The sequence below is a fragment of the Trinickia sp. genome (genome assembly GCF_035492435.1).
GTDB lineage: Bacteria > Pseudomonadota > Gammaproteobacteria > Burkholderiales > Burkholderiaceae > Trinickia.
The window spans coordinates 1-25788 of sequence record NZ_DATJJF010000095.1 but is presented as its reverse complement, the minus strand read 5'-3'; the positions used below and the strand labels follow the sequence as shown (position 1 = coordinate 25788).

Here is a 25788-nt window from a genome sequence, read left to right as displayed (position 1 = left end):
CGAAACATGCCGTAGTCGTAGCGGATGCCATAGCCGAAGCCCGGAATGGCCAGCGTCGCCATCGAATCGAGAAAGCAGGCGGCAAGACGCCCCAGACCGCCGTTGCCGAGCGCGGCGTCAACTTCGAGCTCGGCAACCGATGCCATATCGACGCCAAGACTCGCCAACGCCTGGTTCATCTGATCATAGATGCCGAGCGCAAGCAGCGCGTTCGTGAAAGTGCGGCCGATCAGGAATTCCATCGACATGTAATAGACGCGCCTGACGTCTTGCTCGTACTGCTGACGTGTCGTTTTCATCCAGCGCGCGACGAGCCTGTCACGAACCGCCAGCGCCGCGGCATGGAGCCAGTCCTGCGGACGCGCAGCGACCGCGTCCTTGCCGACACCGTAGATCAAACGATTGGAGATGGAGCGGCGCAGCGCATCGACGGTGTTGCTCAGCTGATCGAATTCGAGATCGACGGCCGTCATCAATACCCTCCTTGTCCACGCTGCGGCACGCCGCTTGCTCTTTGCACGTGTCTCGCAAAGCCTGATGGCGTGTGCCGCGGAACGTTGAGGTTACGCCTTTTTGAGGTGGGTCGGAACGTCTCGACCTGAAGATGAGTGTGCCTGAGTGTCAAGACGAAAGGCCATCGGAATAACGATGGCCGGCCGTCACTTCACTCAGGAAAAAAGCAGGATAAAAGAGAGGAGCGCAAGCCCGCTCGCTTGAGCGCGAGCGTCAGCACGGCTGCAATTAGCGCGGCAAATAAGCGAGCGGATCCATCGGTGTGCCTGCACGGCGGATCTCGAATTCGAGCGTGCTACGGCCCGATCTGTCGATACCCATGGTGCCGAGCGGCTGCCCTTTCTTCACGGCGTCCCCTTCTTTGACGGCAACCTCCCCACTCAACGAATAGCCTGTCACAAGCCCCTCACTGTGCTTTATGACGATGAGCGACGCGTACTGATCCGTTGCATTGCCCACATAAATCACCTGCCCGTCGGCTGCGGCCTTCACGGGTTGATCGGACTGGCCCGCGATGACGATCCCCTTTGTGTTGCGCGTTGCAGAGGATCTCAGCACCTGACCATAGGCCGGCCAAGCGAGACGAATCGCCGGCTCCCCCGCCGCGTTTGCGTTCGCCGCAACCGGCGGCACGACGCGCAGCACTTCTCCCGGCACGATGTCCGCGTTGATCGGCAAGCGATTCCACTCCGCCAGGTCCTGAATCCTCTGACCGAAGCCACCCGCCACGCTCGCCAGCGTATCGCCGGAACGAACTCGGTAAAAGCCCGGTGAGACGTTACCCGGTTGTTCCGGTGGGCGCGATTGTGCCGATGGGGATGGCTGGGTCATCCATCCCTCTGTCGTCATACAACCGCTCGCCAGCACAGCGCAAGCGGCATACAGCGCAGCCCGAGATAGTGCGCGCTGTTGCCAAGCGAAAGACCAGATCGTCTTCACTATTGCCCTCGATTAAATGCCATGGGTTCGATGAATCGGGTGCGCGTTTTCACAAACGGCGTCGCCCTCCTATTGCTGAGCACGCCCATGTTGCGTGCTCACCCATCGTCAAACGAACGCTACCTCCAGTTCCGATGACGAGACATCGCGCCTCGCCTATAGCCTATAGGAATGCGCAACATGTTCTGTGCCAGCAGACGCGTAGCAAACGTCATCGCTTCGAGTAGCGTCAAGCACGCATCGTTCCCTTCCCGATAATGCATTTTCAACCGAGGATCGCATAGATAAACGGCGAAGAGCAAAGCAAAAACAATAGGCTCGCCGCCCGTGCAAGCGGGCGGCGAGCCATGTTCTTTCGTTTTTCTTACTGTTTCAGCTGTTTCTATTGCTTTGCGAATCCAATCAACGGCCGGAATAGAGCGAATGCCCGTTGGCATACGTCGGACCACTAACAGAGACGCCCGATTGCGCCTCGTTCGCCGCGCCGCCGACGTCGCTCGTGTGTGCGGCAGCCGTACCGTCTTGCGCTGCGACGCGTGCTTCCGCCGCTTGAATGTCGGCCGGGTAGTGCGGGTCCTGCCCTGCCGGACGATAACCTGCTTGCTCGAGGCGGGCCAAGTCCGCCTCAACCTGGGCACGCGTTAGCGGCTGATTCGATTGCACTTGTGCTTGCGCGAACGAAGCAAGCGGCATCAAGAGGGCAACGCCGACAGCGGCACCAAAAACAAGCGATTTCATTACCAAACCTCCAAAATTCAGCCTCACACCTGAAGCAACCAGCACATTTTAATTGTTTTCGCACCTAGGGGAACCACCATATCGAGAAACACAGTTTTCATACGAGCAACAATCAACGGATTAATCTGATCAATCACCACAAAAACAGCAACCATCCGCGAAATCAAGCCACTGGCTCGTCATGACCAATTTGCGTGAAAGCTTCCCTCTCGATCGACGCGCTCGAAGGTGTGGGCCCCGAAAAAGTCTCGCTGTGCTTGAATCAAGTTTGCGGGCAGACGCTCGGACCGGTAGCCGTCGAAGTACGTGATGGCCGATGCGAACGCGGGAACGGCCACGCCGGCCGCGACGGCAAACATCACTACCTCGCGCAAAGCGGATTGGTAGCTGTGTGCAATATCACGGAAGTAAGGATCGAGTAGCAGATTGGTGAGCGTCGGGTTGTTCGCGTAGGCGTCGGTAATTTTCTGGAGGAAACGCGCGCGAATGATGCAACCGGCGCGAAAGATCTTTGCGATCGTGCCGTACTGGAGGTTCCAGCCATAGGCGTCGGAAGCCGCGCGCAATTGCGCAAATCCCTGGGCGTAAGAGATCACCTTGCTCAAATACAGCGCGCGCCGCACCGCTTCGATCAATGCTGGGCGCTCGCCCCCAAACGGCTTCGCCTGCGGCCCACGGAGCACTCGGCTCGCGGCGACGCGTTCCGTCTTCAGCGACGACAGCACACGGGCGAATACCGATTCGGTGGTCAGCGTTAGCGGCACACCGAGATCCAGGGCATTCTGGCTCGACCATTTGCCGGTACCTTTTTGCGCGGCGCGATCAAGAATCACATCGATGAGGTCGCGACCCGTTTCCGCGTCCCGCCTACGAAATATCTGCGAAGTGATATCGATCAGATAGCTGTCGAGCTCGCCCTCATTCCAATTCGCATAAACCTGTGCGAGCTCGGCATTCGACAATCCCGCGACATGCTTCAACACCGCATAGCTCTCGGCGATCAGCTGCATATCGCCATATTCGATTCCGTTGTGCACCATCTTCACAAAATGCCCCGCCCCCCCGGGCCCCATGTAGGCGACGCACGGCTCGCCATCCTGAGCTTTTGCCGCAATTTCGATCAGGATCGGCGCAACAAGGTCGTAAGCGTCGCGTGGACCGCCCGGCATGATGGAAGGCCCCTTCAAGGCCCCCTCTTCGCCTCCGGAAATGCCGGTGCCTATGAAATGCAAGCCCGCCTTCGCAAGCTCACCGTTGCGCCGTTCGGTGTCGGTGAAATGGGTGTTGCCCCCGTCGATGAGGACGTCGCCCGGCGCAAGCAGCGGCTTGAGCGCCGCAATCGTCGCGTCGGTCGCTTCGCCTGCTTTCACCATCAGCAGGATGCGGCGTGGCGTTTCAAGCAAGTCGACGAACTCCTGAAGCGAATAGCCGGCCACTAGCTTGCGCCCGGGGTACTCGGCAAGCATTTCGTCGATTCTCGTGCGCGTGCGGTTGTAGACGGCCACCGCGTAACCGCGGCTCTCGATATTCAGCGCAAGATTGCGGCCCATGACCGCAAGACCGATGACGCCGATAGCGGGTTTGTCCATCGTCGATTCTCCATGGATCACTACGCGAAAGCAGATAGAAGCCACATTGAAAGAAAAGCAGCAGCGGCACTGAATGCCGCAGGGCATGACGCGTCGAGCGTCAGCAATCGGAGAAATACCCTGCAAGTTGCTGCGCAAGCACGGCGAGCGCATCGGCGCACGGTGCCTCGATCTTCAACGACAGCAAAGGGTCAGCCCGCGTGCGGCCGATGTTGATCGCGGCAATCGGCATACCCGCACGCGAGGCTTTGAGACAAAAGCGATAGCCGGAGTACACCATGAGCGACGAACCGACGACGAGCATCGCGTCGGCAGCCTCAAGTCCGCGCGAGGCAGCTTCGACACGCTCGCGCGGCACGTTCTCGCCGAAAAAGACGACCGATGGCTTGAGCAAGCCGCCGCAATGCGGACACGTCGGCACACGGAAACGGCTTAAATCGCTGCAGTCGAGATGGGCGTCACCATCGGCCAACGGTGCAGCAACGGCAGCCACGAGGGTGGGGTTGTCGCGCGCGAGCGTCTGCTGGATAGCCGCGCGCCGATGCTGCGCGCCGCAATCGAGGCATTCGACGACATTGATACTGCCGTGAAGCTCGATCACCTCGCGGCTGCCCGCACGTTGATGGAGGCCGTCGACGTTTTGCGTGACGAGCCGCCCAATGCGGCCCGCCGCGGCTAGCCGCGCGAGAGCGCGATGCGCAACATTGGGATGCGCATCGCTGAGAGTCGGCCAGCCGATCATGCTGCGCGCCCAATAACGGCTTCGTGCTTGCTCGCAACCGAGGAAGTCCTTGAGCTGAATGGGCTGCGCGCGCATCCACTCGCCCGTTGCATCGCGATAACCCGGAATGCCCGATGCTGTGCTGACACCCGCGCCTGTCAGCACGAAAAGACGCGGATAACGGCGCGCAAATTCGCTCAGCGCCTCAAGGGCAGCTGTGTTCCCGAAAGAGACAATCGATGAAGACCCAACGCACTCGCTCATGACGGCTCGCGGCGAAGACTGCGCGCCATAGCGCAATGATGCGAATTCTACGCCGTTCGCCTAGAACCGATCGACGCGAAACGGTGTCGGATCGACGACGAGCCGGGTGCTGCCCGTCAACATCTCTGAAATGAGCCGCCCTGTCACTGGTCCCAGCGTAAAGCCATGGTGCCCGTGGCCGAACGCGAACCAGAGATCGCGGTGACGCGGAGCCGGCCCAATGATCGGCAGCATATCTCCCGTACACGGACGCTGGCCCATCCATGGCTCGACATCGACACGCTCGCCGAGCGGATACAGCTCACGTGCGATCGGCTCGACCGCCGCCAGCTGATTTGGGGTCTTCGGCTGATCGAGCAAAGCAAGCTCGGCACCCGTCGTCAACCGGATGCCGCGATTCATCGGCGCTATCAGGTACCCGCTTTCCACATCGAGTACTGGATGAAAGAGCGGCGAATCAGCCGGCTGCCGGTAGTGCATGTGATATCCGCGCTTGATACCCAGTGAAAGCCGATAGCCGAGCCGCAAGGCGATTGGCTCTGACCAGGGTCCCAACGCCACCACTGCCGATCGCCCCTCTGCCATGCCCTCTTCGGTGTCGACGCGCCATTGCCCCTGCAGCGTGGAAGCGTCGCCCAACAGGAACCGCCCGCCGAGGTCTTTGAAGTAGCATGCGTAAGCCGTCACGAGCGCGTTGGGGTCGGCTACGGATTGCGTCTGCGTGTACCAGACACCTCCCGCAAGCGTGTCCGCAAGATTCGGCTCGAGCTCATGCAAGCGCGCCGCATCGAGCGCCTCGTAGTTCACGCCAAACTCCTTGTGTCCAAGCTCCGCGGCCTTGAATTCCTGGTCGCGCTTGGCAGCTGTCCGGAACACCTTGATCCAGCCGGTTGGGCGCATGAGCCCCGTAGCACCCGCAGCCTCGGCAAGCGTCTGATGTTCGGTGACGCATTGCATGATGAGCGAAGCATAGGATCGCGCGATCGTCGCGTGCCGGGCGGGATGGGAGTTGCGCCAATAACGGAACAGAAAAGGCGCCAGCTTCGGCATCGCGGCCGAATGAAAGCGAACATCAAGCGCTCGATTGCGCGCGTAGCCGAGCAACTTGCCGACCTCGCGCGGGAACGCGTACGGGTAGACACCCTCGCGCTGAATCAACCCAGCATTGCCGAACGACGTTTCGTTGCCCGGCTGCTTGCGATCGACAAGCGCCACCGCGTAGCCGCGTTTTTGCAAGTGCACAGCGATAGAGACGCCGACCATGCCAGCGCCGAGCACGATGATGTCGAATTTCATGGGTCGCCCATTCAATATCCGCAGATCTGCACTGCACCGCTTATATCCGTGCGAAGGAACGCATCGCCGCAACCTTGATACAAGTACACCGAATTGTGGAGCGCAGGGCGCGCTGTACGATACGGTACCCGCGTTCGCACTCTGTGCGCTTTCGCTCCTCGCGCATGGCGCCATTCTCGCGCCACTCGTGCCGCCAAATGCGCAGTTCACACCACGGGCGCTCGGCATTCAGGCTATCCTGCCGCAAGTCGACATTGATCGAAAGGCTCGCAACGGGCCGCAGCAGTTTGCGTTTGGGAAGCACTCAACGATACAAGCACCTTTCGTGCGGCCCCGGCCTCGAAAGCATTGAAAGGAACGCGGTAAAGGATCGACAAGGCTTTGATATCCGGCAAATGCGCAAGTAGGCGGAAAACTTGCGCCAATCGGCTTGCGACTCGTTGACGACGCTGCGTGCAGGATTACCGGCGATTTTTTCAATCGTTTGCCGGCGCATCTGACGAATGCCACCCGGTGCGTGCGCCCATTCAGACTGAAGATCCGGCGCTGCGAGCGGCGACGGCAAGTAATCCGCGGCCAATCGGTTCGTAGGACTTGGCGACGCGGCTCGACATGCGCCTGAGGCAAGGGAACAGAATCATGGAAAGTATGGATCTTGAAGTACTAAAGTCGAGTGTTCGATGGCTTGTGGAAGGCCATCGTGTGCTGCTTGTTACGGTAGTGAAAACGTGGGGCTCATCGCCCCGTCCCGAAGGTGCAATGCTCGCTGTGCGCGACGATGGCCTCGTCGTCGGCTCGGTTTCGGGCGGGTGCATCGAGGATGATCTGATCGAGCGTGTGCGTCGATCGGGCATCACGTCAACGCTCCCGGAAGCGATCAAATACGGCATTTCGGCCGAAGAGGCGCATCGATTCGGATTGCCGTGCGGCGGCACGATCGAGCTCGTGCTGGAGCCGCTCACACCGGCAAGCGGTCTCGATCAGTTATGCCGCGAAGTGGAATCCGGCCGGCTCGTCACGCGCACGCTCGACATGACGACGGGCACGGCAACCCTGACCCCCGCACTTGCCACCGACGGCGTCCAGTTCGACGACAACCGGTTGGTGACGATTCACGGGCCGCGCTACAGAATGCTCGTCATCGGCGCCGGGCAGCTGTCCCGCTATCTGTGCAGCATCGCCGTTGGCCTCGACTATCAGGTCACCGTGTGCGATCCGCGTGAAGAGTACACCGACGTGTGGGACGTACCGGGCACGACGCTCGTGCGTACGATGCCCGACGACACGGTCCTCGACATGAAGCTCGACAAGCGCTGCGCCGTCATCGCATTGACCCACGATCCGAAGCTCGACGATCTCGCCTTAATGGAAGCGTTAAGAACACCGGCTTTCTATGTCGGTGCGCTTGGCTCGCGTCGCAACAATGCGACACGACGCGAACGCCTGAAGGAGTTCGATCTGACTGACGCGCAGTTGGCACGGCTGCATGGTCCCGTCGGCCTCTACATCGGCAGCCGCACGCCGCCGGAAATTGCCATTTCCATTCTTGCCGAAGTGACCGCTGCAAAAAACGGCGTTTCGCTACCGACGCTCTTGCAAGTCGAAGGGGCCAAGGCGGCCAGAGAACAAGCCGCAAGCGTTGGCTCTACGTGCGACGTATGAGCCAACGCTTGCAGCCTGCGGCCGCGCTTGCCTGTGGATCGAATGCACGGTGATCGATCGGCAAGCGGTACATCGCTATTTGCATTTAAGCTTCGCTCTTAAATGCCGATAGACCACTGATACACCGCGGCGCGTGGCACCTTCTCGTCTCGATGCGCATGCGCGCCGCGGTAATTCGAAACACAGAATTCAAACCTTGCAATTGGCGTGCGTTTTCGCGCCGGTCGAAATGCCGCTTTGCGATACCGATGGGAAAAACGAGTGAGCCTCGATGAGTACTACGAACGATTAGGCTTACCGCGCGCCGCAACGCCAGCCGATATCAAACGGGCCTATCGCCGCCTGAGGGCCAAATACCATCCCGACCGCAACAAAGGCGACGAGTCGACGGCCGAGCCGGCTTTCAAGCGTGTCCAGGAAGCATTCGAAATTCTTACGGGCAAACGCGAAGCACCGCGCTCGCCTGCCCCCTCGAAGGCCGGCGCCCGTGCTGCGGAACCGCGCCAGCGCAGCCACACCCGCGCGGACTCAGGGCGGCAGCCCAGCGGCGCTCGCGCGCAAGAGGAGACGACGGCCCGCGCAGCACGCCCCGATTCCGGCGCCGCTAGCGCCTTCGCCTTTGCTGCCCATGCGGGCCCGATGCCGGTACGAGGCGCCCATCGACATACCCAACTTTATGTGCCCCTTGAAGTAGCCATCCACGGGGGCGAGGTGCCGGCAAGCTACCAAATCACCGCAACGTGCCGTCAGTGCAACGGGATGAGCGCACCGCACATGGCGCAACCCTGCACGCCTTGCGGCGGGCTCGGACGTCTGCACGATTCGACCGTCTGCACCGTGTGCTCAGGCCGCGGCCGCGTCAGATCCAGCCCGTGGTGCGCGGCCTGCCAGAACAAGGGGGTCGAACTGCTCCCGAAATCCGATACCGTTGACGTGCCAGCTGGCGCTTGGGATGGTCAGCGGATCGTTGTGACCGGCGGCGGTTTTCCCGGCTTGCACGGCGGAGCGGCGGGCGATGCCATATTCACCATCGCCATCCTGTACGGGGCCGATATTCAGCGCGATGGCCTCAATCTCATCGGTGAGATCGAGGTCGACTTTGTCACGGCGACGCTCGGCGGAAGCACTGTCCTCCCCTTCCTCGGGCGGGAGATAGAGGTGACCATCGCGCCCAACGCACAGAGCGGCAGCATTGTTCGACTACCGGCATACGGCCTTACCGACCCGGCCGGCAACCGCGGCGAACTCAAGCTGCGCATCGTGCTCGCCATGCCCGCTGCGGCCCGCCATCTAACAGAGGATCAGCGGCAGGCCTTGCGAGAGATGTTCGCCGAGGCTGAACGGCGCGGCGCTGCGGCTCGATGAGGATCGTCGCCGCGACGGTCCGATTTCGAGTGCCGCGGCGCTGCGCAATCGCCCGGTTGATGCAGGGTTAGGGGTGCATAGGGCCATCCCCGGATTGGCGTGTCGCATCGCGTTTCTGATAAGCTTGCCCGACATGCCGGCCCCTGCCGCCCTGTATTCTGTTAATGCCGCCATCGCGGTGTCCCCATCTTTCATTGCGCTTCATCATGTCCTTCGTCACGTCGACGTCTGTGGCGTCCGGTTCGCCCGAAATGACGGCGACGCAGGTTGTCCCCCCCGCTTCTCGAGCAGACCGCGTCTACGTTCAGCTGCGCGACGACATCTTCGAGATGCGCCTCTTGCCTGGGGATCGCATCACCGAGGCCAGCGTTGCGGAGCGCTTCGAAGTCTCGCGCACACCCGCGCGCGAAGCCCTGCAACGCTTGCAATCGGATGGCCTCATGCAAGGCTACGTGCGCGGAGGCTGGGAGGTTGTGCCCATTGACTTCAAGCGATTCGACGATCTCTACGAGATGCGCGAGTTGCTCGAAACGTTTGCTGTCCGAAAGATTTGCAGCGCGCTGGAGCACCCGGCTTCCAGCGGTGCAGCCAGAGTCGCGTCGACATTGGACGCGCTCGCTGCAACATGGAAGGTGCCGCCGAAGCATCGCATCCGGGATGGGCGAGCGTTGGCCGCGCTCGATGAAGCCTTTCATCAGGCACTGGTCGACGCCACCGGCAACGAAGAACTGATGTCCGCGATGCGCAACGTGACCGACCGCATCCGCATCGTGCGACGTCTCGATTTCGTTTACGGCGACTGTTGCGACGAAGCCTATGAGGAGCATGCGGCCATCCTGGGCGCGCTGCACGAACGTAACGCGCAAGGCGCAACGCGCTTGCTCGAGGAACATATCCGGGCGAGCTGTACGGAAGTCCGCAAGTTGACGGTGCACCGTCTTCAAGACGCGCGCACCACTTTGGCCCCTCACGCACTCCCCCCGCCCCGTTCGGGCAAGCGTCGCACCATTTAAGGGCGCGACCATTTTCCACCCGCGTTGCATCGGTGCATCTCTTTTCAGAAAGCAGCCGGATCGGCAAGCCCCGCCCCACAACGGTCCCACCTCATCTGCTTACCGCTTGAGCGCCGACTGGCGCCGTCTGGCACGACTCTCGCTAAATGTCGACACCCTTGTATACAAGAGGGCGATATCGAGCATCCGGCAATTGCCGACAGGCGTGCGTCGCCCCAATAAAAGCGAGAAACTGATGAACACCACACCTGCCTCTGTCAACCGTCAACCGGCGGCTGCGGCCGTACCGGCTGCCGGCACCGCGTGGACCCAGTTGCTGCTGGGTCTGATCTGCATGATGACGATTTCCAGTCCGCAGTATGTCTGGACGCTGCTGACCAAGCCTTTGATGGCGAAGTTCGGGGTTGAATTACCCGCGTTGCAGGTGACCTTCTCGATCCTGGTCGTCCTGCAGGGCTTCTTCTCGCCCTTTCAAGGTGCATTGATCGACCGCTTCGGCGCGCGGACGCTGATCTCGATCGGAACGTTGCTCGCCGGCGTGAGCTGGATTTTCGCCGCCCACGCGAGCAGCGCAACCATGCTGTACCTGACCTACGGCGGATTGGGTGGGCTCGGAACGGGCATCGTCTATGTCGGTGTCGTCGGTCTCGTCGTTCGCTGGTTCCCCGGCAATCGCGGCTTCGCTGCGGGCATCGTCGCTGCCGGCTATGGCATGGGTGCGATCGTCACGACGTTCCCCATCGCTTCGACCCTCGCGTCGCACGGCATCGACTACACACTCGGCCTGTACGGTGCGATTTTCGCAGTCGTCGGCGTCCTCGCTGCGCAAGGACTGCGCACGGCGCCGCAGACGCTCGAGGCTGACACGGCCACGTCGAGCCGCGACTTCCGCCCTTCGCAAATGCTGAAGACGCCGATCTTCTGGCTGATGTTCCTGATGATGACGATGATGTCGACGTCGGGCCTCATGGTCACCTCGCAAATGGCCAGCTTCGCCGCCGACTTCGGCGTGAGCAAGGTGCTTGTCTTCGGCCTCGCCGCAGTTCCCCTCGCGCTCACGATCGACCGCTTCTGCAACGGTCTTACGCGGCCGCTCTTCGGCTGGGTTTCGGACCGGTTCGGCCGCGAAAATACGATGACGTTCGCGTTTGCGCTCGAAGGCATCGCCATGACGCTGTGGCTGATGACGCGCAGCGACCCGATGCTCTTCGTGCTGTTGTCGGGCATCGTGTTCTTCGGTTGGGGCGAAATCTTCTCACTGTTCCCCTCGACGCTGACCGACACGTTCGGCAACCGTTTCGCGACAGCGAACTATGGCTGGCTCTATGTCTCGTTCGGTATCGGCTCGATCTTTGGCGGGCCGCTCGCCGCGCTGCTGCACCAGCATGCCGGCAGCTGGATTCCCGTGTTCGGCTGCGCCATCGCACTCGATCTGACGACAGCGCTTCTCGCGTTCTTTGTGCTCAAGCCCTCACGCGCCCGCTTCCTCGCGCGCCGGGGCGCTTAAGCCTTGTTAGCCTTGTCGCTCGTCGCTCAAATCGTATGCGTATGCGTCTGAGTCGTTCGGGTCGCTAATTTGCCCTCGCCTTGGTGCTCGCCGTTGCTAAAAGTGTGAGCACTGGTTTGCGGCACCCTTGCATGCTGTGCTGCCTTGCGGCACAGCATTTTCATTTTTAAGGCGCATTGAAAGCGAGGCAGCGTATTGTTATGCCTTTGCCGCATGGCGTGGGTGCACCCGTGCCTATCGCGGCTTGGCCCAACCTCGAATTCGATTCGCTATTGTGTCCCGTCCCAAGTTCCTTCCCGACAACTTTACGCTCGCGCTGGCGGGAACCGTCGCGTTCGCGAGCATCCTGCCCTGCCGAGGCGAAGCCGCGGTTGCTGTCGACTGGCTGACCAACTTCGCCATTGCAATGCTCTTCTTCATGCACGGGGCGAAGCTGCAGCGTGAAGCGATTGTGTCAGGGGCCACGCAGTGGCGCCTGCATGCTCTTGTGCTGTTGACGACGTTCGTTCTTTTTCCGTTGTTCGGTCTCGCGTTCAAGCCGATTCTCTCGCCGCTCGTCACGCCAACGGTCTATACCGGCGTGCTTTTTCTTTGCACGCTGTCCTCGACGATCCAATCGTCGATTGCGTTTACGTCGATGGCCAAGGGCAATGTTCCCGCAGCCATCTGCAGTGCGTCGGCCTCGAGCCTGCTTGGCATTTTCATTACGCCGGCGCTGATTAGCCTGATCATCTCCAACCACGCCACGTCGGGGTCGCCTTGGGCGACCGTGGGCAACATCGTGCTGCAATTGTTTGTACCGTTCGCGGCCGGCCAGTTGTTGCGCCCAGCGATTGGAGGCTGGGTCGAGCGAAAGCGCAATGTGATCCGTTTCGTCGATCAAGGCTCGATCTTGCTCATCGTCTACTCGGCATTTAGCGAAGGCGTGGCAGAGGGACTTTGGCATCGCCTGTCGATATCGTCACTCGGTGCGCTGCTGCTTATCGACGGCATTTTGCTGGCAACCGCTCTCGTGACGACCTCCATGATCAGCAAATGGCTCGGTTTCTCGCGCGAAGATCGCATGACAGTCACCTTTTGCGGCTCGAAAAAGAGCTTGGCGTCGGGAATTGCCATGGCCAAAGTCATGTTTGCATCGAGTACCGTGGGCGCCATTGTGCTGCCGGTCATGTTGTTCCATCAAATTCAACTGATGGTCTGTGCCCCGCTCGCCCAACGATGGGGGGAGAAGCATCGTTGAATGGAAGCGGCCGCGTTACCTCGATGTAGTACGGGAGGGACGCGGACGCTTGGTTCGTCCGCGGGAAAATTTGGGTATTTCGTGAAACGAGCAGCAGCGAGTGCACCTGTGCCGTCGCCCACACAACGACATCCCGCAACCGAATTCGCTTGGCCTTTCTAATCCTCGCCGCCCGGTTCGCAATCGCATTCTCTGCCGGTGCAAGGCTGGAGCCGGCGTTTATCCCAACGCAGGGGATAGTTGTTCCCGTTTTAAATTTCCGTCCGCTTCTGCACATGCGCTGCGCGCTCAGCACCGACCCGTTGCCCCTGAAGTCTAGCGCCCATGTTTTGAAGCTCACGCATCCTGTCATGCAGCACTTTGGCTACGAGACCGACGACGAGGCTAAGCGCTTTATAACCTGCTCTTATGGGATAAATCTCGGCGCGAGCGCCGCGCAAACGCGCCACCGCGGACTTGGCTTTTTCACGATATTCGTGCGCAGCGAACGCGACGCGCCCCCAAGGGGTCTGTGCAATATCGATGCTACAGACGACACCCCCGTGGCCCCGGCTCCAATACTGCTTGAACGATTCGTTCCCGACGCCGAAATCTAAATCCAATCCGCACTCCAGCGCCCAACGGACCCATGCCTCCGTTGCTACCGCCCCAGGCGCGAGCCTGTTTTGTCGTGGATCGAAGCCTGCGATGAGACCGGTGATGCTGCGTGTTCCCAAGCCGACCATACTCGCGGCGATCGGTGCGCCGTTGAGCGTGGCCAGCAGCAGCCTCGCGCAAGCATCGCTGTCGCGGTGATTCGCGAGTTTGACAAGGTAATCGCGGTACGCCTCCGAGAACAGCCACTCGCCTTGTTTACCGGTGCGCTTCGCCCACTCGCGCTTGCAATCGAGCATCCAGTCGATCACGCGAGCGTTCTCCTGGGCATCCTCTGGACCAAGTATGCGCAATTCCAACTGGCCCCGCCTCTCCAGCCGTCGGCGCAGCGCGCCAGGCTTGTTGCCTGACAGCGCACCCAGCGATTCCGCATAGCGATGCCAGTCTGTCTCCATCGACAGTCTGGCAACGGCGTACGGATGCTCCTTTGCCTTCATCACGCCGTGATGCATCGAAGCGAGACGAAACAACTCGCCTTTACTCTCGAGATAGGGGAGCGTGATGATGTCGGCCGAACATCGCTCGCGGGCGGCACGCCATATTAAATTGACGAGTTCCGGTGAGGAGTACGCAGGATCAATTAGAACGGTCGTATAGTCGGCCGATTCCGGGCTCAATCTCCGCAACACCGTCCAAAACCGATTGCGCCACCGAACCAGCGGCCACACGGCAATTAAGCGCCCTTCACTTCTGACGGTGATAATGCGAAGCGAACGTCCTGCTCGACGGGCGACACACTGCCAGCTCAGCCAGCAAACTGCAAAAGACTCGTGATGATGCCCTTCAGCACGACTCCATAAATCAATCCATTCTTCTCGAAGGTCATGAAAATCCTCGGGAGCTTCGATTATGTCGACTCGCTGCTTGCAAGAGCACATCGAATACACTCGCATTTCTTGAACGGTTCATGTCAGGAATGGAAATAAGTCAGCACCCCATAAAACGGCAGCGGCCGACGACGCACATCTACACTCCGTTGGCATTCACCTGAATTTTGCATGCCAAGCCATTGTGGCAACGTGCGATGACGCACAGTATGCCCATTACGCTGAAGATCTTGGCGAGGTAGGTTGGCGGCTTCGTTGCTCAAAATTCCAAGTAGCTTTCGGCCATCCTGGTTGCAACGAGAAACTCCAACATTCTTTCCGTTTGCGCTTTGCCAAGCGCCATTACCCGATGCGAGCGGCGCAATTCGTGGGCAAAACCGGTTTTCCGACATGAATCGCCGTTAATGGACCGGACAATTACATTCCATCCAAAGCCTAGACGTCGAATTCCTCGACCGAAGCATTGCTAGCCGATCCACTCTTTCCACGATCTAGACGATCAAGCACGCGTCACGGCGCCTCATTCATTTTGAGGGCGCGCGAGACATTTGCCGCAACGACACGCATGCCGAGTCGGGGCGTTTTTTTTGCGCTGATCGCGGCGGTGGCCGATCGGCCGCGCACGCTGTACGGGTCACCGCAGTGTCTGCCCGGTGGATAGCTGGGACGGCGGGAAACCTAGTGAGTTTCTGAACATAGTCGAAAAGGCCGGTGCATTGGCATATCCGACTTCAGTTGCCACGTCGGCAAGAGGCATGCCGCGGCCGATCAGGTCGATTGCACGTGCCAATCTCAGTTGCCTGCGCCAGACGCCGAAACTCGTATGCAACTCGGTATCAAATAAACGAGCCAACGTCCGCGCGCTGGCGCCGATGATCGGTGCCCACTCCTCGAGCGTGTTTTCCGACGCTGGGTCTTCCATCATTGCCATGCATAACGCACGCAGGCGTCGCTCTTCCGGCAACGGCAGGCCGAGCGGCAGAGAAGGCGCTTCACGAATCTCTTCCACGAGCAGCCCCATCGCCATCCGCCTTCGCCGTTCCTGCGCGATGACATCGTCGGCCAGAGCGTTGACAAGTTCGCGCATAAGCGGGCTCACTTCAACGACGGCACATCGATCAAGCGGCAGCGGCGACGCTGCCGGCTCGACATAGAGAGCATGGAATTCGACTTCTCCTTGCATGACCACCTCATGTTCAATCCCGGGCGGTATCCATACGGCGCGGTAGCGGGGAACGATCCACATCGTGCCGGGCACGCTGACGCGGATGCTCCCGAGCCGGGGACAGTTGAGTTGGCCCCAAGCGTGCCGATGCCGACTGATGACGCTATCAGTCGGCGGAAGGCGCAGATGGACCGTCACAGGCTCTGTCTGCGTCGGGACGCGCTTCGGCAATGGATCGTACGCAGGACGGCCTGGCATGATTTCGTAATTTTTTGGCTAGGGAGCGAATTTTTGCCATTGTAATTCTCGTTACCATTTGCGGTAACTCATCGACCGGAGCAGCGAGATGAATCACTCTGGGAAAGCAGTAGGCTTGAACAAGGTGACCACGCGGCGATGGTCCGGCGAGACAATAGGCACAGGCATTCTGCTCTTGGCGGTGATCATCGCGCTAGTTGTGTTGCAACGAATGCCGTTGCTACCGGGATTGCCCGCCACGGCTTCGCGTGCTGCAGTTCTCGTTTGCTTCACAGTCTGCTCTTGGGCGCTTGGCCTCTTTAAAGAGCCCGTGACGACGTTGCTGTTCTTCCTGCTCGCAATGCTGTTTGCGGTGGCACCTGCACAGACGCTCTTCGGGGGATTTGCGTCGCCCGCGTGGTGGCTCGTCTTTGGCGGGGGCATTACGGGAATTGCCGTGCGCACCTCGGGGCTCGCTCAGCGATTCAGCGACTTGCTGCTCTCGATGAAGGCAGGCACGTACGGTTTCTACGTGTCGGCCCTCGTTGTTACATCAGTGGGGCTTGCTTTCGTGATGCCGTCGACGACGGGAAGAATCATGCTCCTGACGCCTATCGCGCTGACATTGGCAGACCGTCTCGGATTGGGTGAGGGGCGGCGAGGCCGCACGGGCCTCGTTATGGCGGTGGCCGCAGCGAGCTACATGCCTCCCACGTCCATCCTGCCGGCCAATATTCCTAACTCGGTCCTGCTTGGGGCCGCGGAGCAACTGTATGGTGTGAAACTTCACTACGGGCCGTACTTTCTGCTGCACTTCCCTGTGTTAGGCGCCCTTAAGTCAGCACTGCTGATCTGGCTTGTCCGCCGCCTCTACCCTGACGAAATCAACCCTGGTCTTGAGCGCTGCGATTGGGCTATGAAGCTCACCGCGCGTGAGGTTGCATTGAGTGCAGTGCTCGCGTTGTCACTGTTGTGCTACGCGACAGATTACTGGCATGGCATATCGCCCGCATGGGTCAGTCTTGCCGCGGGCATAACCTGTCTGTTGCCTCAAACGCGCATCGTCTCGCTAAAAGAGTTTACGGAGCAAATGCATATCACGCCGCTCGTGTACGTCGCAGGATTCCTCGGACTTGGAGCAGTCATCACGGAAAGCGGTTTGGGTGTGGGGGCGGCCAATCTGCTTTTGCGTGCAGTGCCTTTGCAGCCGGGCCATGACATCGTCAACGTGTTGCTGATCCTTGGAATCGGCGCGTTGATCGGCCTGCTGACAACGCTGCCCGGCCTCCCGGCGGTGCTGACGCCGATTGCCGGCCAACTGTCTCATGCAAGCGGTTTATCCTTATATACCGTGTTGATGCTTCAAGTACCGGTCTTTTCGACAGTCTTTCTCCCCTTTCAATCACCGCCAATGATGATCGCAATGCAATTGGGCGGAGTCTCGTTGAAAGATGGCATTCGACTCTGCGCTCCCCTCGCAGTTCTTACTGTTTTGTTCCTGCTACCCGTCGATTACTTCTGGTGGCGGTTTCTTGGCGCGCTTGCTGCGGTCAAGTGACGGCACACAGCCATAAACGGTCCCAGTTTCAACGCGTCCCCGAAGCTGCTGGATCCGCGTCATTTCCCATTGGGTTGTCCACCCAACCGGGCAGGATGAACTGAAACACCGCGCCACGTGGCGTGTTCGGCTTCGCCGAGAGGTGTCCTCCATACGCATCGATGATTGAACGGCAGATCGACAAGCCCATGCCTAAGCCACCCACCTTGGTGGTATAGAACGGATCGAAGACGCGCTCGCTACCCTCCGCGGGCAGTCCTGGCCCGGTGTCACGCACCGCAATCGATACGCTATTTGGCGGTTCTTCGCTTGTGCTGATCAGCAATGCGCGCGGCCCTTCGCTCGTTGCACTCATGGCTTCGATGGCGTTCACGATTAAATTAAGCATGACCTGTTGCAATTGCACGCGATCTCCGCAAATCGGTGGCAATCCATACCCGAGGACTGCCTGCACGGAAACACGGTGCTTGACGGCTTCGCCACGCGTGAGTTCAATGACCTCGCAAACTGCTTCGTTGATGTTCACGGTGTCCTGGCGTGGGGGCGCTTTCTCGATGAGCTCACGAATTCGGCCGATGATATCGCCGGCCCGCAGGGCGTCATTCAAAATGCGATCTAGCGCCTCTCGGGCCTCTTGCACGTTGGCCGGTTGCGCACCGAGCCAGCGCAACGCGGCCGCCGCATTGGCTGCCGTCGCGCCAATCGGCTGCTTGACCTCATGGGCGATCGAGGCGGTGAGCTGGCCCATTGTCGCGACGCGATTCGCGTGCGCAAGCTCCATGTGCACCTCGCGGTAACGCCGCTCGCTCTCGCGTGCTTGCGCTTCGGCTTGCTTGCGCTCGCTCAGATCGAGCACAAACCCGACACCTTGGGTCCCGGCTTCATCAACCATCGCTAAGCCTATCAGTATCGGCACGCGAGAGCCGTCCTTCCTGAAATACTCTTTCTCGAAGGGCTGCAAAAGCCTCGCCGTCTTCAATGCCGGCACCCATTTTTGTCTGTCGCGCTCGAGCCAGTCAGGTGGCGTGAGCTCTGTCCAGCGCAACCGTCCTGACAAGAGGTCATCGCGGTCGTATCCCAACATACGGAGAAACGCTTCATTGGCTTCGAGAATGCGACCGTCAAGGTCCCAAATCAAGATCCCGACGATGTTCGCCTCGACGAGGCGCCGGATCTTCGCCTCGCGTTGAGCCAGATCACGGTATAAACGCGCGTTCTCCAGCGCGATTGCGGCCTGCGAGGCGAGCAACCTGAGTACTGCGACGCGGGCCGACGCGAACACAAAGGGAGCCAGGCTGTTTTCGAGGTAAAGCACGCCGATCAGTTTTGCCTGGACGAGCAAAGTCAGGCAGAGAACCGATCGCACCTGCCGCTGCCGAATGTAAGGATCGGAGGCGAACGGGGAATCGGTCGAGGCGTCATCGAGCACGACGTTTTCGCGGGTGCGCACGACGTAGTGGAGTACTGCCTCCGGCAGCACGCTGGTATCCACGGGCCCATCGCATATTTTCACCCGGATCGCGTCGCCGCCGGTTGTGGCTTCCGCTTTGAGCCGCGGCTCACCCTCGCCCAACAACAAAAGCAGCCCTCGCTCGGCACCCGCCTGCTCCATCGCTGTGCGCATGAGCGTATCGATCAAGTTGTCCAGGACGATCTCGCCGGAAACTGCCTGCGAAACCTTGATCACGGTCGCGAGTTCAAGCTGTTCGACCGGCGTTCCGATCGTACTTGTCGGGCCATACGCACGCTCTTCTTCCCTGAGCTGCGGATACCGCTCATCGAGTTGCTGCACCTTGCCAGCTGCGCCCCAGCGCAAATAACCGTAGCGGGCGTTGCGCAAGCACCATTGCGCGAATCGCCGCAGCCCTCGCGCCGCATAAAACCGAGCGGCCAGCTCGTTGGCGAGCGCCTCGTTATGGACAAAGCCGTTTTCCTGAGCCGAGCTGATGGCCTGCTCGTAAAGAAGCTCAGCATCAGACGCACGGCCTTCAATCCGGGCAATCTCGGCTCCGACTAGCGCGGCGCGGTTTTCAAAATTGTCCGGGCAATGAGTCGCCCAGATCTTGAGCTGTTGGTGGTGCGCGACGAGCGCATCGAGATGGCGCTGGCGCTCGCCTAGCTCTGTGCAATCGCATGACAGAGCGACGGTGAGCGCGGCGTATAAGTGATATTCAGCCGTCTCGAAATGGGACGGTAATGTCCAAAGCAGCCGTTGTGCGTTCGACGACGCATCGGCCGCTGCCGCATAGTCGCCAGCAAAGTAGCGCGCCTGCAGCTTGCGAATCCAATATCGACATTCAGCCTGCGCCAAGCCAGCGTTAGCGGAGAAACGACGCTCAATTTCACGCTCATTGAACTGCGTATCGTCAAAGCAACCAAAACTTGGTGTCACGCCGCGCAGCGTTCGAATAAGCCCGAGCTGCGAGCCGATTGAGTCAATGGCTATACCGACCCGCATCTTCTGCGCAAACGCAAGCCCCGTTTCGGCTTCGCGTTGCACCGCATCGAGCGGATCGCCCGCCGCAAGCAGGTTGGTATTCAGGTGATTACGGCTGTACGCCGCAAACGTTACGTCACCGCTTCGGTTGGCCGCTTCGAACGCGCGATGCACCAGTTCGCGGCCAGCCCGCACGTGTCGCCTCCATGGCAGGATCACATTGCCAAAGTTCATGTAGGTCCTGGCTTCGAAGCGCTTCAACCCACGCTTTTCGACCAGCTCACAGCCGAGTCGGCCAAATCGGAGTCCGGTCTCGGAGTCACCGAAGCGGGGGCCGGCGATCATGCCACCCAGCCACTCATACGCAAAGCAAGATCCGTCAGAGTGCCCCCGCTCGAGGCTGAGATTGACTATCCGGCAGATGACCAACAAAACCAGGTTCTCATCCGTGTATAAGGCCGGCACCGCGAGTTTAGTGAGAACATCGAGCGTCGCGAGCGATACCGGCTCGCTCATCAAAGGCAGCTCGACAAGTGCCTCAATCGGGCGGTCTCCGAGAGTTGACCAGATCCGCTCGTATTCGCTGCGGGCCTGCACTTGTGTCGGATGCGGCGACCACTCGATATCCAGATGCCGGAGATAGTCGAGGCCAACGGCGACCGCCCGGCCGATTTGGCTGAGGGACGCGTACAGATCCACACGCAGACACGCAACGCTCGCGTGTTCGAGCACATCGTGTGCGCGGGCAACCAGCGCGGTCAGTCGCTCGTCCGCGGCGGCGAGCGAGCCCGTCAGAAACTCGCACTGGGCTCGGTTGAGTTCGAGAGCGAAGATGAGTTCCCGCTGGTGCAACCAGCAGTCGTCACCCAACAGGGCCTCGCCCGCGATGAGATAGTTGAGCGCCGCCGCGTAGGCTGACGAAGCCATGGCGCGTTGGCCGGCAATCAGATTAAATTCGGCCAATCGCTCACGTTCCGCCTGAGAGGTGATCAAGGGAAACGCGCGGTTAAGCTGGTTGACGATTTCGAAGACTGCCTCCTCGAGCTTCTTGTCCGGCGCTTGCTCGGCCAGCAGTCTCCCGATTCGAAGATGCATTTCCCCCCGCTGCTCCTCGGCGATCAGTGAATAGACCGCTTCCTGAACCCGGTCGTGGGCGAACCGGTAACTGTCCGCCAAGCGCTCCACCCATTCCTGCTTGACGGCGGGCCAAAGGGCCGCATGGACCTGCTCCTCCGATACTCCGAGGACGATCGAAAGTGCCGACACCTCGGCGCAGTTTCCAAGACAGGCCAATTGCTGCAATGCAGCCTGCGTTTCGGGCGGCAAACGGTTCAACTTCGCGACCATTAGATCGACGACGTTATCCGTGAATCGCTTGAAAAGGATGCCGTCTAAGTCCCAGCTCCACTGCGCCGCATCATGCTGGAAGACGACCATGCCCTCTTCGACCAGCGACGACATGAACTGAATCGCGAAAAACGGATTCCCGCCGGTCTTCTCCTGCACCAGTTGCGCGAGCGGCGCTGCGCGCTGTAGTTCACAGCGAAGCGTATCCGCGATCAACTGCCGAAGGTGCGCTTCGGCAAGCGGCGCGAGCGCGATCTCTGCGACCTTGCCGCCAGCGACCTTGATGGCTTCGAGCCTGCGCATCAGCGGGTGGTCGGCTGTCACCTCGTTATCGCGATAGGCGCCGATCAACATCAGGTGATGCACATCGGTGCCGGTCAACAGATCCTGGAGCAGATCGAGCGTCGCCACGTCGAGCCATTGCAAGTCGTCGAGAAAGAGCACCAGCGGATGTTCTGCGCGGGCAAAGACGCCGAGAAATCGCCGCAACACCAATTGGAAACGCCGTTGCCCGTCCTGTGGCGGAAGCTCGGGGACCGGTGGCTGATCTCCAACGACAAACTTCAACTCAGGCACTATATCGACGATGAGCCGCCCGTTCGGGCCGAGCGCCTCTATCAATGCGTCGCGCCAGCCAGTGAGTTCCTCATCGCTCTTGCCGAGAAGCGGCCGCACAAGACTCTCGAAAGCCTGAGCGAGCGTCGAATAGGGAATGTCACGCTTGTACTGATCGAACTTGCCTGCGGCGAAGAGCCCCCGCGGCGGCACCAGCACTTTGTGCAGTTCGTTGACGACCGATGACTTGCCGACGCCCGAATACCCCAGCACGAGCACCAGTTCCGGCCCGCCGCGTTCGACGATGCGATCGAACGCGGCCAGCAAGGCCTCGACTTCGCGTTCTCGCCCATACAGCTTTTCGGGAATCAGCAGTCGATCAGGCGTATCGTGTTGCGCGAGCGCAAAAGGCTCGATATCGCCGCTGGCTTCCCACTCGGTGAGGCAGCGTCGGAGATCGCGCTCGAGGCCGCCTGCTGTCTGGTAGCGCTCCTCGCCCGTTTTGGCGAGCAGCTTCATGATGATGGCCGAAATCGGCGTGGGGATATTGGCCAACCGTTCGCTCGGCGGGACTGGCTTGCGCGCGATGTGGCAATGCACCCACTCCGCGGGATCGACCGCTGTGAATGGCAACGAGCCCGTGAGCATCTGGTAAAGCGTGACGCCGAGCGAATAGAGATCGCTGCGGGCATCAACCGAACGGTTCATGCGTCCGGTTTGTTCGGGAGCCATGTAGGCGAGCGTCCCAGCCAGCGTCTCGGGCGGTTCGGGCGGCTGACGCTCGCGAGGCAAGCGTGAAGCGATGCCAAAACCCGTCAACCTCACGTCTGCCTTCGCATTCACGAGAACATGAGCTGGTTTCAGATCCCTGTGAACCAGGCCACGTTGATGCGCTTTGCCAAGCGCGGCGCAGATGCCGATAGCAAGGCGCAAAAAGCGGCCCAGTTGCATCGGTGCCCGAAGCTGTCGGTTGAGCGGCTCGCCGCCCGTGTCCTCGAGCAATAGCAGCGTTCGACCGCCCTCGTGCACAAGCCCTAGTGGGCGAACGGCCCATCCGCCGTCCAACACATCCCTCAAGTCGTATTCGTTCGCGAGGCGATCAAGGCTCGCTGGCGTCGGGTGCTCGGAAGTCAGCTGTGCGACTAGCACGGCACTCTGCCTCCCGTCGGCCTGCGGGCACCACATCCGGCAGAAGGCGCGTTCGCCATCCTCCCACAAGACCTGGGAGTCGTTATCGCCAAGCGCGCCGAACTGAGGAGACGGATCCAATTGCTGGCCTCCAGCATCAAGCCCGTTGCCGTTGTCAGGCGAAAAGCGCCTCTTACACGTCGGCCCGACCAGCAACGGGCCTAGTCTGCCACAGCTATGGGTGGCGCGAAACGTTTGGTGCTCGAAGACGGGGTATGTTCGTGCCTAAAAAAAACAGACGTATTTGCGTTACGCCGCCGCAAGGCGTCGTGTTAGAGGGGGAGTCGCCCGCCCGCGAAAGTTCGACCACTCTGATCGGTGGTGTGCTTTCTGCGGTTCGACTTTAGGTCGGACACTAGCGCAAGTTCGTTTTGGCAAGCTCGATGATTTCATCGCCTCGCCCGCTGAGGATCGCGCGCAGCATGAACAGGCTAAACCCCTTCGCCTGCGCGAGCGCGACCTTCGGCGGCATCGCGAGCTCGTACTTCGATGTCACCACATCGACGAGCGCCGGGCCCGAATGTGAAAATGCGACTTTCAGCGCGTCCGGAAGTCTTTCCGACTCCTCAACCCTGATACTAAAAATCTCGGCGGCTTTCGCAATCGCCGCAAAATCGGTTTTGCTCAGATCCACGTTGGTATCCAGATATCCGGCGGCCTTCAACTCCATCGAAACGAAGGCAAGCAGACTGTTGTTGAACACGACAACCTTGATCGGCAGGTTCAATTGTCGCGCCGACAGAAGATCGCCAAGCAGCATAGACAACCCGCCGTCGCCGGATAGCGAGACAACCTGGCGCCCGGGATTCGCGCCCTGCGCGCCGAGCGCCTGCGGCATGGCATTCGCCATCGATCCGTGATTGAACGAGCCATGCAACTGCCGCTTGCCATTCATCGTCAGATAGCGAGCCGCCCAGAGTGTCGGCGTGCCCACATCCGCGGTAAAAATGGCATCTTCATCGGCCGTTTCGTCAATGAGCTTGGTCAGGTATTGCGGATGAATTGGCCTGCCGGGAGCGGACGCGACAGCGAGGTCGTCCAGCCCTTTTCTTGCCGAAGCGTAGTGCTTGCGCGCATGCTCGATAAACCCACGATCGGTCTTTCTTTGCAAACGCGGCAGTACTGCCTTGATCGTATCCTTGACCGTTCCCACCAATCCGAGTGCAAGCGGCGCACGATGGCCGAGTTGCGAGCCCTTCCAATCGATCTGGACAACCTTTGCGTTGCTCGGATAAAACGGACGATACGGAAAATCGGTGCCCAACATGAGCAGCGTGTCGCACGACTCCATCGCGTGATAGCCCGAGCTGAAACCAATGAGGCCCGTCATGCCCACATCGAAAGGATTGTCCCATTCGACAAACTGCTTGCCGCGCAACGCGTGAACCACGGGCGCACCCAGCGTATCCGCCAACGCTACGACTTCGTCATGAGCGCCTTGCGTGCCGCTGCCGCACAGCAACGTCACGGCCGCGGACGTGTTGAGAAGATCCGCCAGTCGGTCGAGGTCGTCGTCTGCCGGAACGATGGACGGCGGGGCTGATTCGGTCCAACTCGCGGCTTCCTCGGGCCCATCGCTCAATGCAACGTCGCCCGGTAACACGATGACGGCGACTCCGCGCTGCTCGACGGCAGTGCGCATCGCGCGCGCGAGGACGCGAGGAAACTGATGGGCATTCGATACCAACTCGGCAAAATAGCTGCATTCCCGGAATAACTCCTGAGGATGTGTCTCCTGAAAGTAGCCAAGACCGATTTCCGTCGACGGAATATGCGCTGCAATCGCGAGCACGGATTGATGATTGCGATGACAGTCGAACAGTCCATTAATCAGGTGAAGATTGCCCGGTCCGCAACTGCCCGCGCACACCGCTAGCCGCCCTGTCGATGCAGCATCGGCACCCGCCGCAAAAGCGGCACTTTCCTCATGGCGTGTGTGCATCCAGCGGATCGAGCCGACTCGGTCCAGGCTGAACGCCAGTCCATTCAGACTGTCACCCGTCACGCCCCAGATGCGCTCGACCCGTGCAGCCGCGAGCGTTTTTGCCAGATATTCAGCAATCGTCTGCTTTGCCATGGTCAACTCCTCGCTGAGAAAGGCACCGCCGAACCGGGCTGTGGCCGGCCATAACTTGCAAGAAGGCGGTTAGCGCTGGGCGAGTGACTCGCCGGCGCTATTGCCGGCGGTCAGCCTGGCCTCACACATGCGCTCGCCACGCGAGGCGCCTGCTTGCCGCTCAACTGATACCTTAGTGCATCGGCAGATACGTCCGCACGTCGAGAAGACGGAGCAAAAATCGTGTAGCTGCCATGGCACCCGAGCCTTGGAGCTTTTGCGGGAAGGCAAACTGTATTGGGATGGCGGTGGGCTTCTGGTGGCCTGCGGTCTGCTGCGGTCAATTAAATCTGCCTGCGCACAGGCCTTCGCGCATCACACCCGTCGATCGCCCCAAAAAAATGTGCCCGATCGGTTCTTGCAGCGCAACGTCATCAAGCATACAGACTGCCGATTAAGCCTCGTGGTCTGGTTGAGCGTTTGATTTGAATTCGCCGGGTTTCCAGAGAGATAGCCTTCACACAGCGCGTGGAGCAAGCCGCAATGACGAGTACATGGTTGCATAGTCTGCCAAGATGGTTAATGGCGCTCGTTGCATTCGGTGCTACGTTTCTCGCGGGAGCCGTGATCTACTTCGGCAAGCAGGTCCGTACGTATCTACGGTCAGCTTCTGGACAAAGGAAAACCTTAGTTGTCCTGATCAGATCGTCAACAGTCTAGTCAGCTCGGACCTTCGATTCACTTTACTTCCGATTCGAACTACACTGAATTTGACATTTCCCTCCGCCTCACCCCTGCCAGTCTTCGTTAACAGATGCTTTTTGCCGTGCTCCGCGAGCCGAAGCAAGCCGAGTCGGTTCGTGTTCAAACATCATTTGAACGGGACGACTCATCATGGCTGATACGAGCTACATGGC

General features: G+C 60.2%; 16 protein-coding genes and 1 pseudogene. 6 read left to right on the top strand and 11 right to left on the bottom strand.

All coding sequences use genetic code 11. From position 1 onward, the window contains the following. From VL598_RS07160 to VL598_RS07135, 6 genes are all read right to left on the bottom strand, one after another. The coding region (locus tag VL598_RS07160; RefSeq protein ID WP_325326005.1) for a glycogen/starch/alpha-glucan phosphorylase at positions 1-473 on the bottom strand (473 nt) is incomplete at its 3' end. Between the two features lie 268 nt (positions 474-741). Next, complete coding sequence (locus VL598_RS07155) at positions 742-1344, bottom strand: LysM peptidoglycan-binding domain-containing M23 family metallopeptidase (protein ID WP_325326004.1); 603 nt, start codon at positions 1342-1344, stop codon at positions 742-744. A 510-nt stretch (positions 1345-1854) separates the two neighbouring features. Continuing rightward, entirely contained in the window at positions 1855-2190 is a 336-nt protein-coding gene (locus VL598_RS07150; protein WP_325326003.1) for a DUF4148 domain-containing protein, read from the bottom strand. A 179-nt stretch (positions 2191-2369) separates the two neighbouring features. Further along, positions 2370-3779, bottom strand: a complete 1410-nt coding sequence (gene gndA / locus VL598_RS07145) for an NADP-dependent phosphogluconate dehydrogenase (RefSeq protein WP_325326002.1) — start codon at positions 3777-3779, stop codon at positions 2370-2372. A 100-nt stretch (positions 3780-3879) separates the two neighbouring features. Next, positions 3880-4800, bottom strand: coding sequence for an NAD-dependent protein deacetylase (locus VL598_RS07140; RefSeq protein ID WP_414718671.1), 921 nt, complete (start codon positions 4798-4800; stop codon positions 3880-3882). 24 nt (positions 4801-4824) lie between these two features. Further along, on the bottom strand, positions 4825-6060 hold the full coding sequence (locus tag VL598_RS07135) for an FAD-binding oxidoreductase (RefSeq protein ID WP_325326000.1): 1236 nt from the start codon (positions 6058-6060) through the stop codon (positions 4825-4827). 639 nt (positions 6061-6699) lie between these two features. Here VL598_RS07135 and VL598_RS07130 point away from each other — a divergent pair. The 5 genes from VL598_RS07130 to VL598_RS07110 all read left to right on the top strand — a co-directional run bounded on the left by VL598_RS07130 (position 6700) and on the right by VL598_RS07110 (position 12847). Then, a complete protein-coding gene (locus tag VL598_RS07130; protein WP_325325999.1) occupies positions 6700-7722 on the top strand; it encodes an XdhC family protein in 1023 nt (340 codons plus the stop codon). A 261-nt stretch (positions 7723-7983) separates the two neighbouring features. Beyond that, positions 7984-9087 carry a DnaJ C-terminal domain-containing protein gene (locus VL598_RS07125; protein WP_325325998.1) on the top strand — a complete coding sequence of 368 codons (1104 nt, stop codon included), beginning with the start codon at positions 7984-7986 and terminating at the stop codon, positions 9085-9087. A 251-nt stretch (positions 9088-9338) separates the two neighbouring features. Beyond that, positions 9339-10100, top strand: coding sequence for a GntR family transcriptional regulator (locus VL598_RS07120; RefSeq protein WP_325326007.1), 762 nt, complete (start codon positions 9339-9341; stop codon positions 10098-10100). 235 nt (positions 10101-10335) lie between these two features. Beyond that, positions 10336-11607: an oxalate/formate MFS antiporter gene (gene oxlT / locus VL598_RS07115; RefSeq protein WP_325325997.1), complete on the top strand. Its 1272-nt coding sequence runs from the start codon at positions 10336-10338 to the stop codon at positions 11605-11607. A 274-nt stretch (positions 11608-11881) separates the two neighbouring features. Beyond that, a complete protein-coding gene (locus VL598_RS07110) occupies positions 11882-12847 on the top strand; it encodes a bile acid:sodium symporter family protein (protein WP_325325996.1) in 966 nt (321 codons plus the stop codon). 35 nt (positions 12848-12882) lie between these two features. On the opposite strand, the pseudogene VL598_RS17000 reads toward VL598_RS07110, so the two are convergent. From VL598_RS17000 to VL598_RS07100, 3 genes and pseudogenes are all read right to left on the bottom strand, one after another. After that, positions 12883-13037, bottom strand: a pseudogene (locus VL598_RS17000) (VapC toxin family PIN domain ribonuclease); the annotation flags it as partial. A 61-nt stretch (positions 13038-13098) separates the two neighbouring features. Beyond that, positions 13099-14394 (bottom strand): GNAT family N-acetyltransferase, encoded by a 1296-nt coding sequence (locus VL598_RS07105; RefSeq protein WP_325325995.1) that lies wholly within the window; start codon positions 14392-14394, stop codon positions 13099-13101. Positions 14395-14962: 568 nt separating this feature from the next. Beyond that, positions 14963-15586, bottom strand: a complete 624-nt coding sequence (locus tag VL598_RS07100; RefSeq protein ID WP_325325994.1) for a helix-turn-helix transcriptional regulator — start codon at positions 15584-15586, stop codon at positions 14963-14965. Between the two features lie 253 nt (positions 15587-15839). Between VL598_RS07100 and VL598_RS07095 the strand changes: the two genes are divergently transcribed. Next, complete coding sequence (locus VL598_RS07095) at positions 15840-17288, top strand: SLC13 family permease (protein WP_325325993.1); 1449 nt, start codon at positions 15840-15842, stop codon at positions 17286-17288. Positions 17289-17316: 28 nt separating this feature from the next. On the opposite strand, the gene VL598_RS07090 is transcribed toward VL598_RS07095, so the two are convergent. Together VL598_RS07090 and poxB are read right to left on the bottom strand one after the other, a co-directional pair. Further along, positions 17317-22812 (bottom strand): trifunctional serine/threonine-protein kinase/ATP-binding protein/sensor histidine kinase, encoded by a 5496-nt coding sequence (locus VL598_RS07090; RefSeq protein ID WP_325326006.1) that lies wholly within the window; start codon positions 22810-22812, stop codon positions 17317-17319. Positions 22813-23170: 358 nt separating this feature from the next. Further along, positions 23171-24892, bottom strand: coding sequence for a ubiquinone-dependent pyruvate dehydrogenase (poxB, locus tag VL598_RS07085; protein WP_325325992.1), 1722 nt, complete (start codon positions 24890-24892; stop codon positions 23171-23173). Positions 24893-25788: the final 896 nt, after the last annotated feature.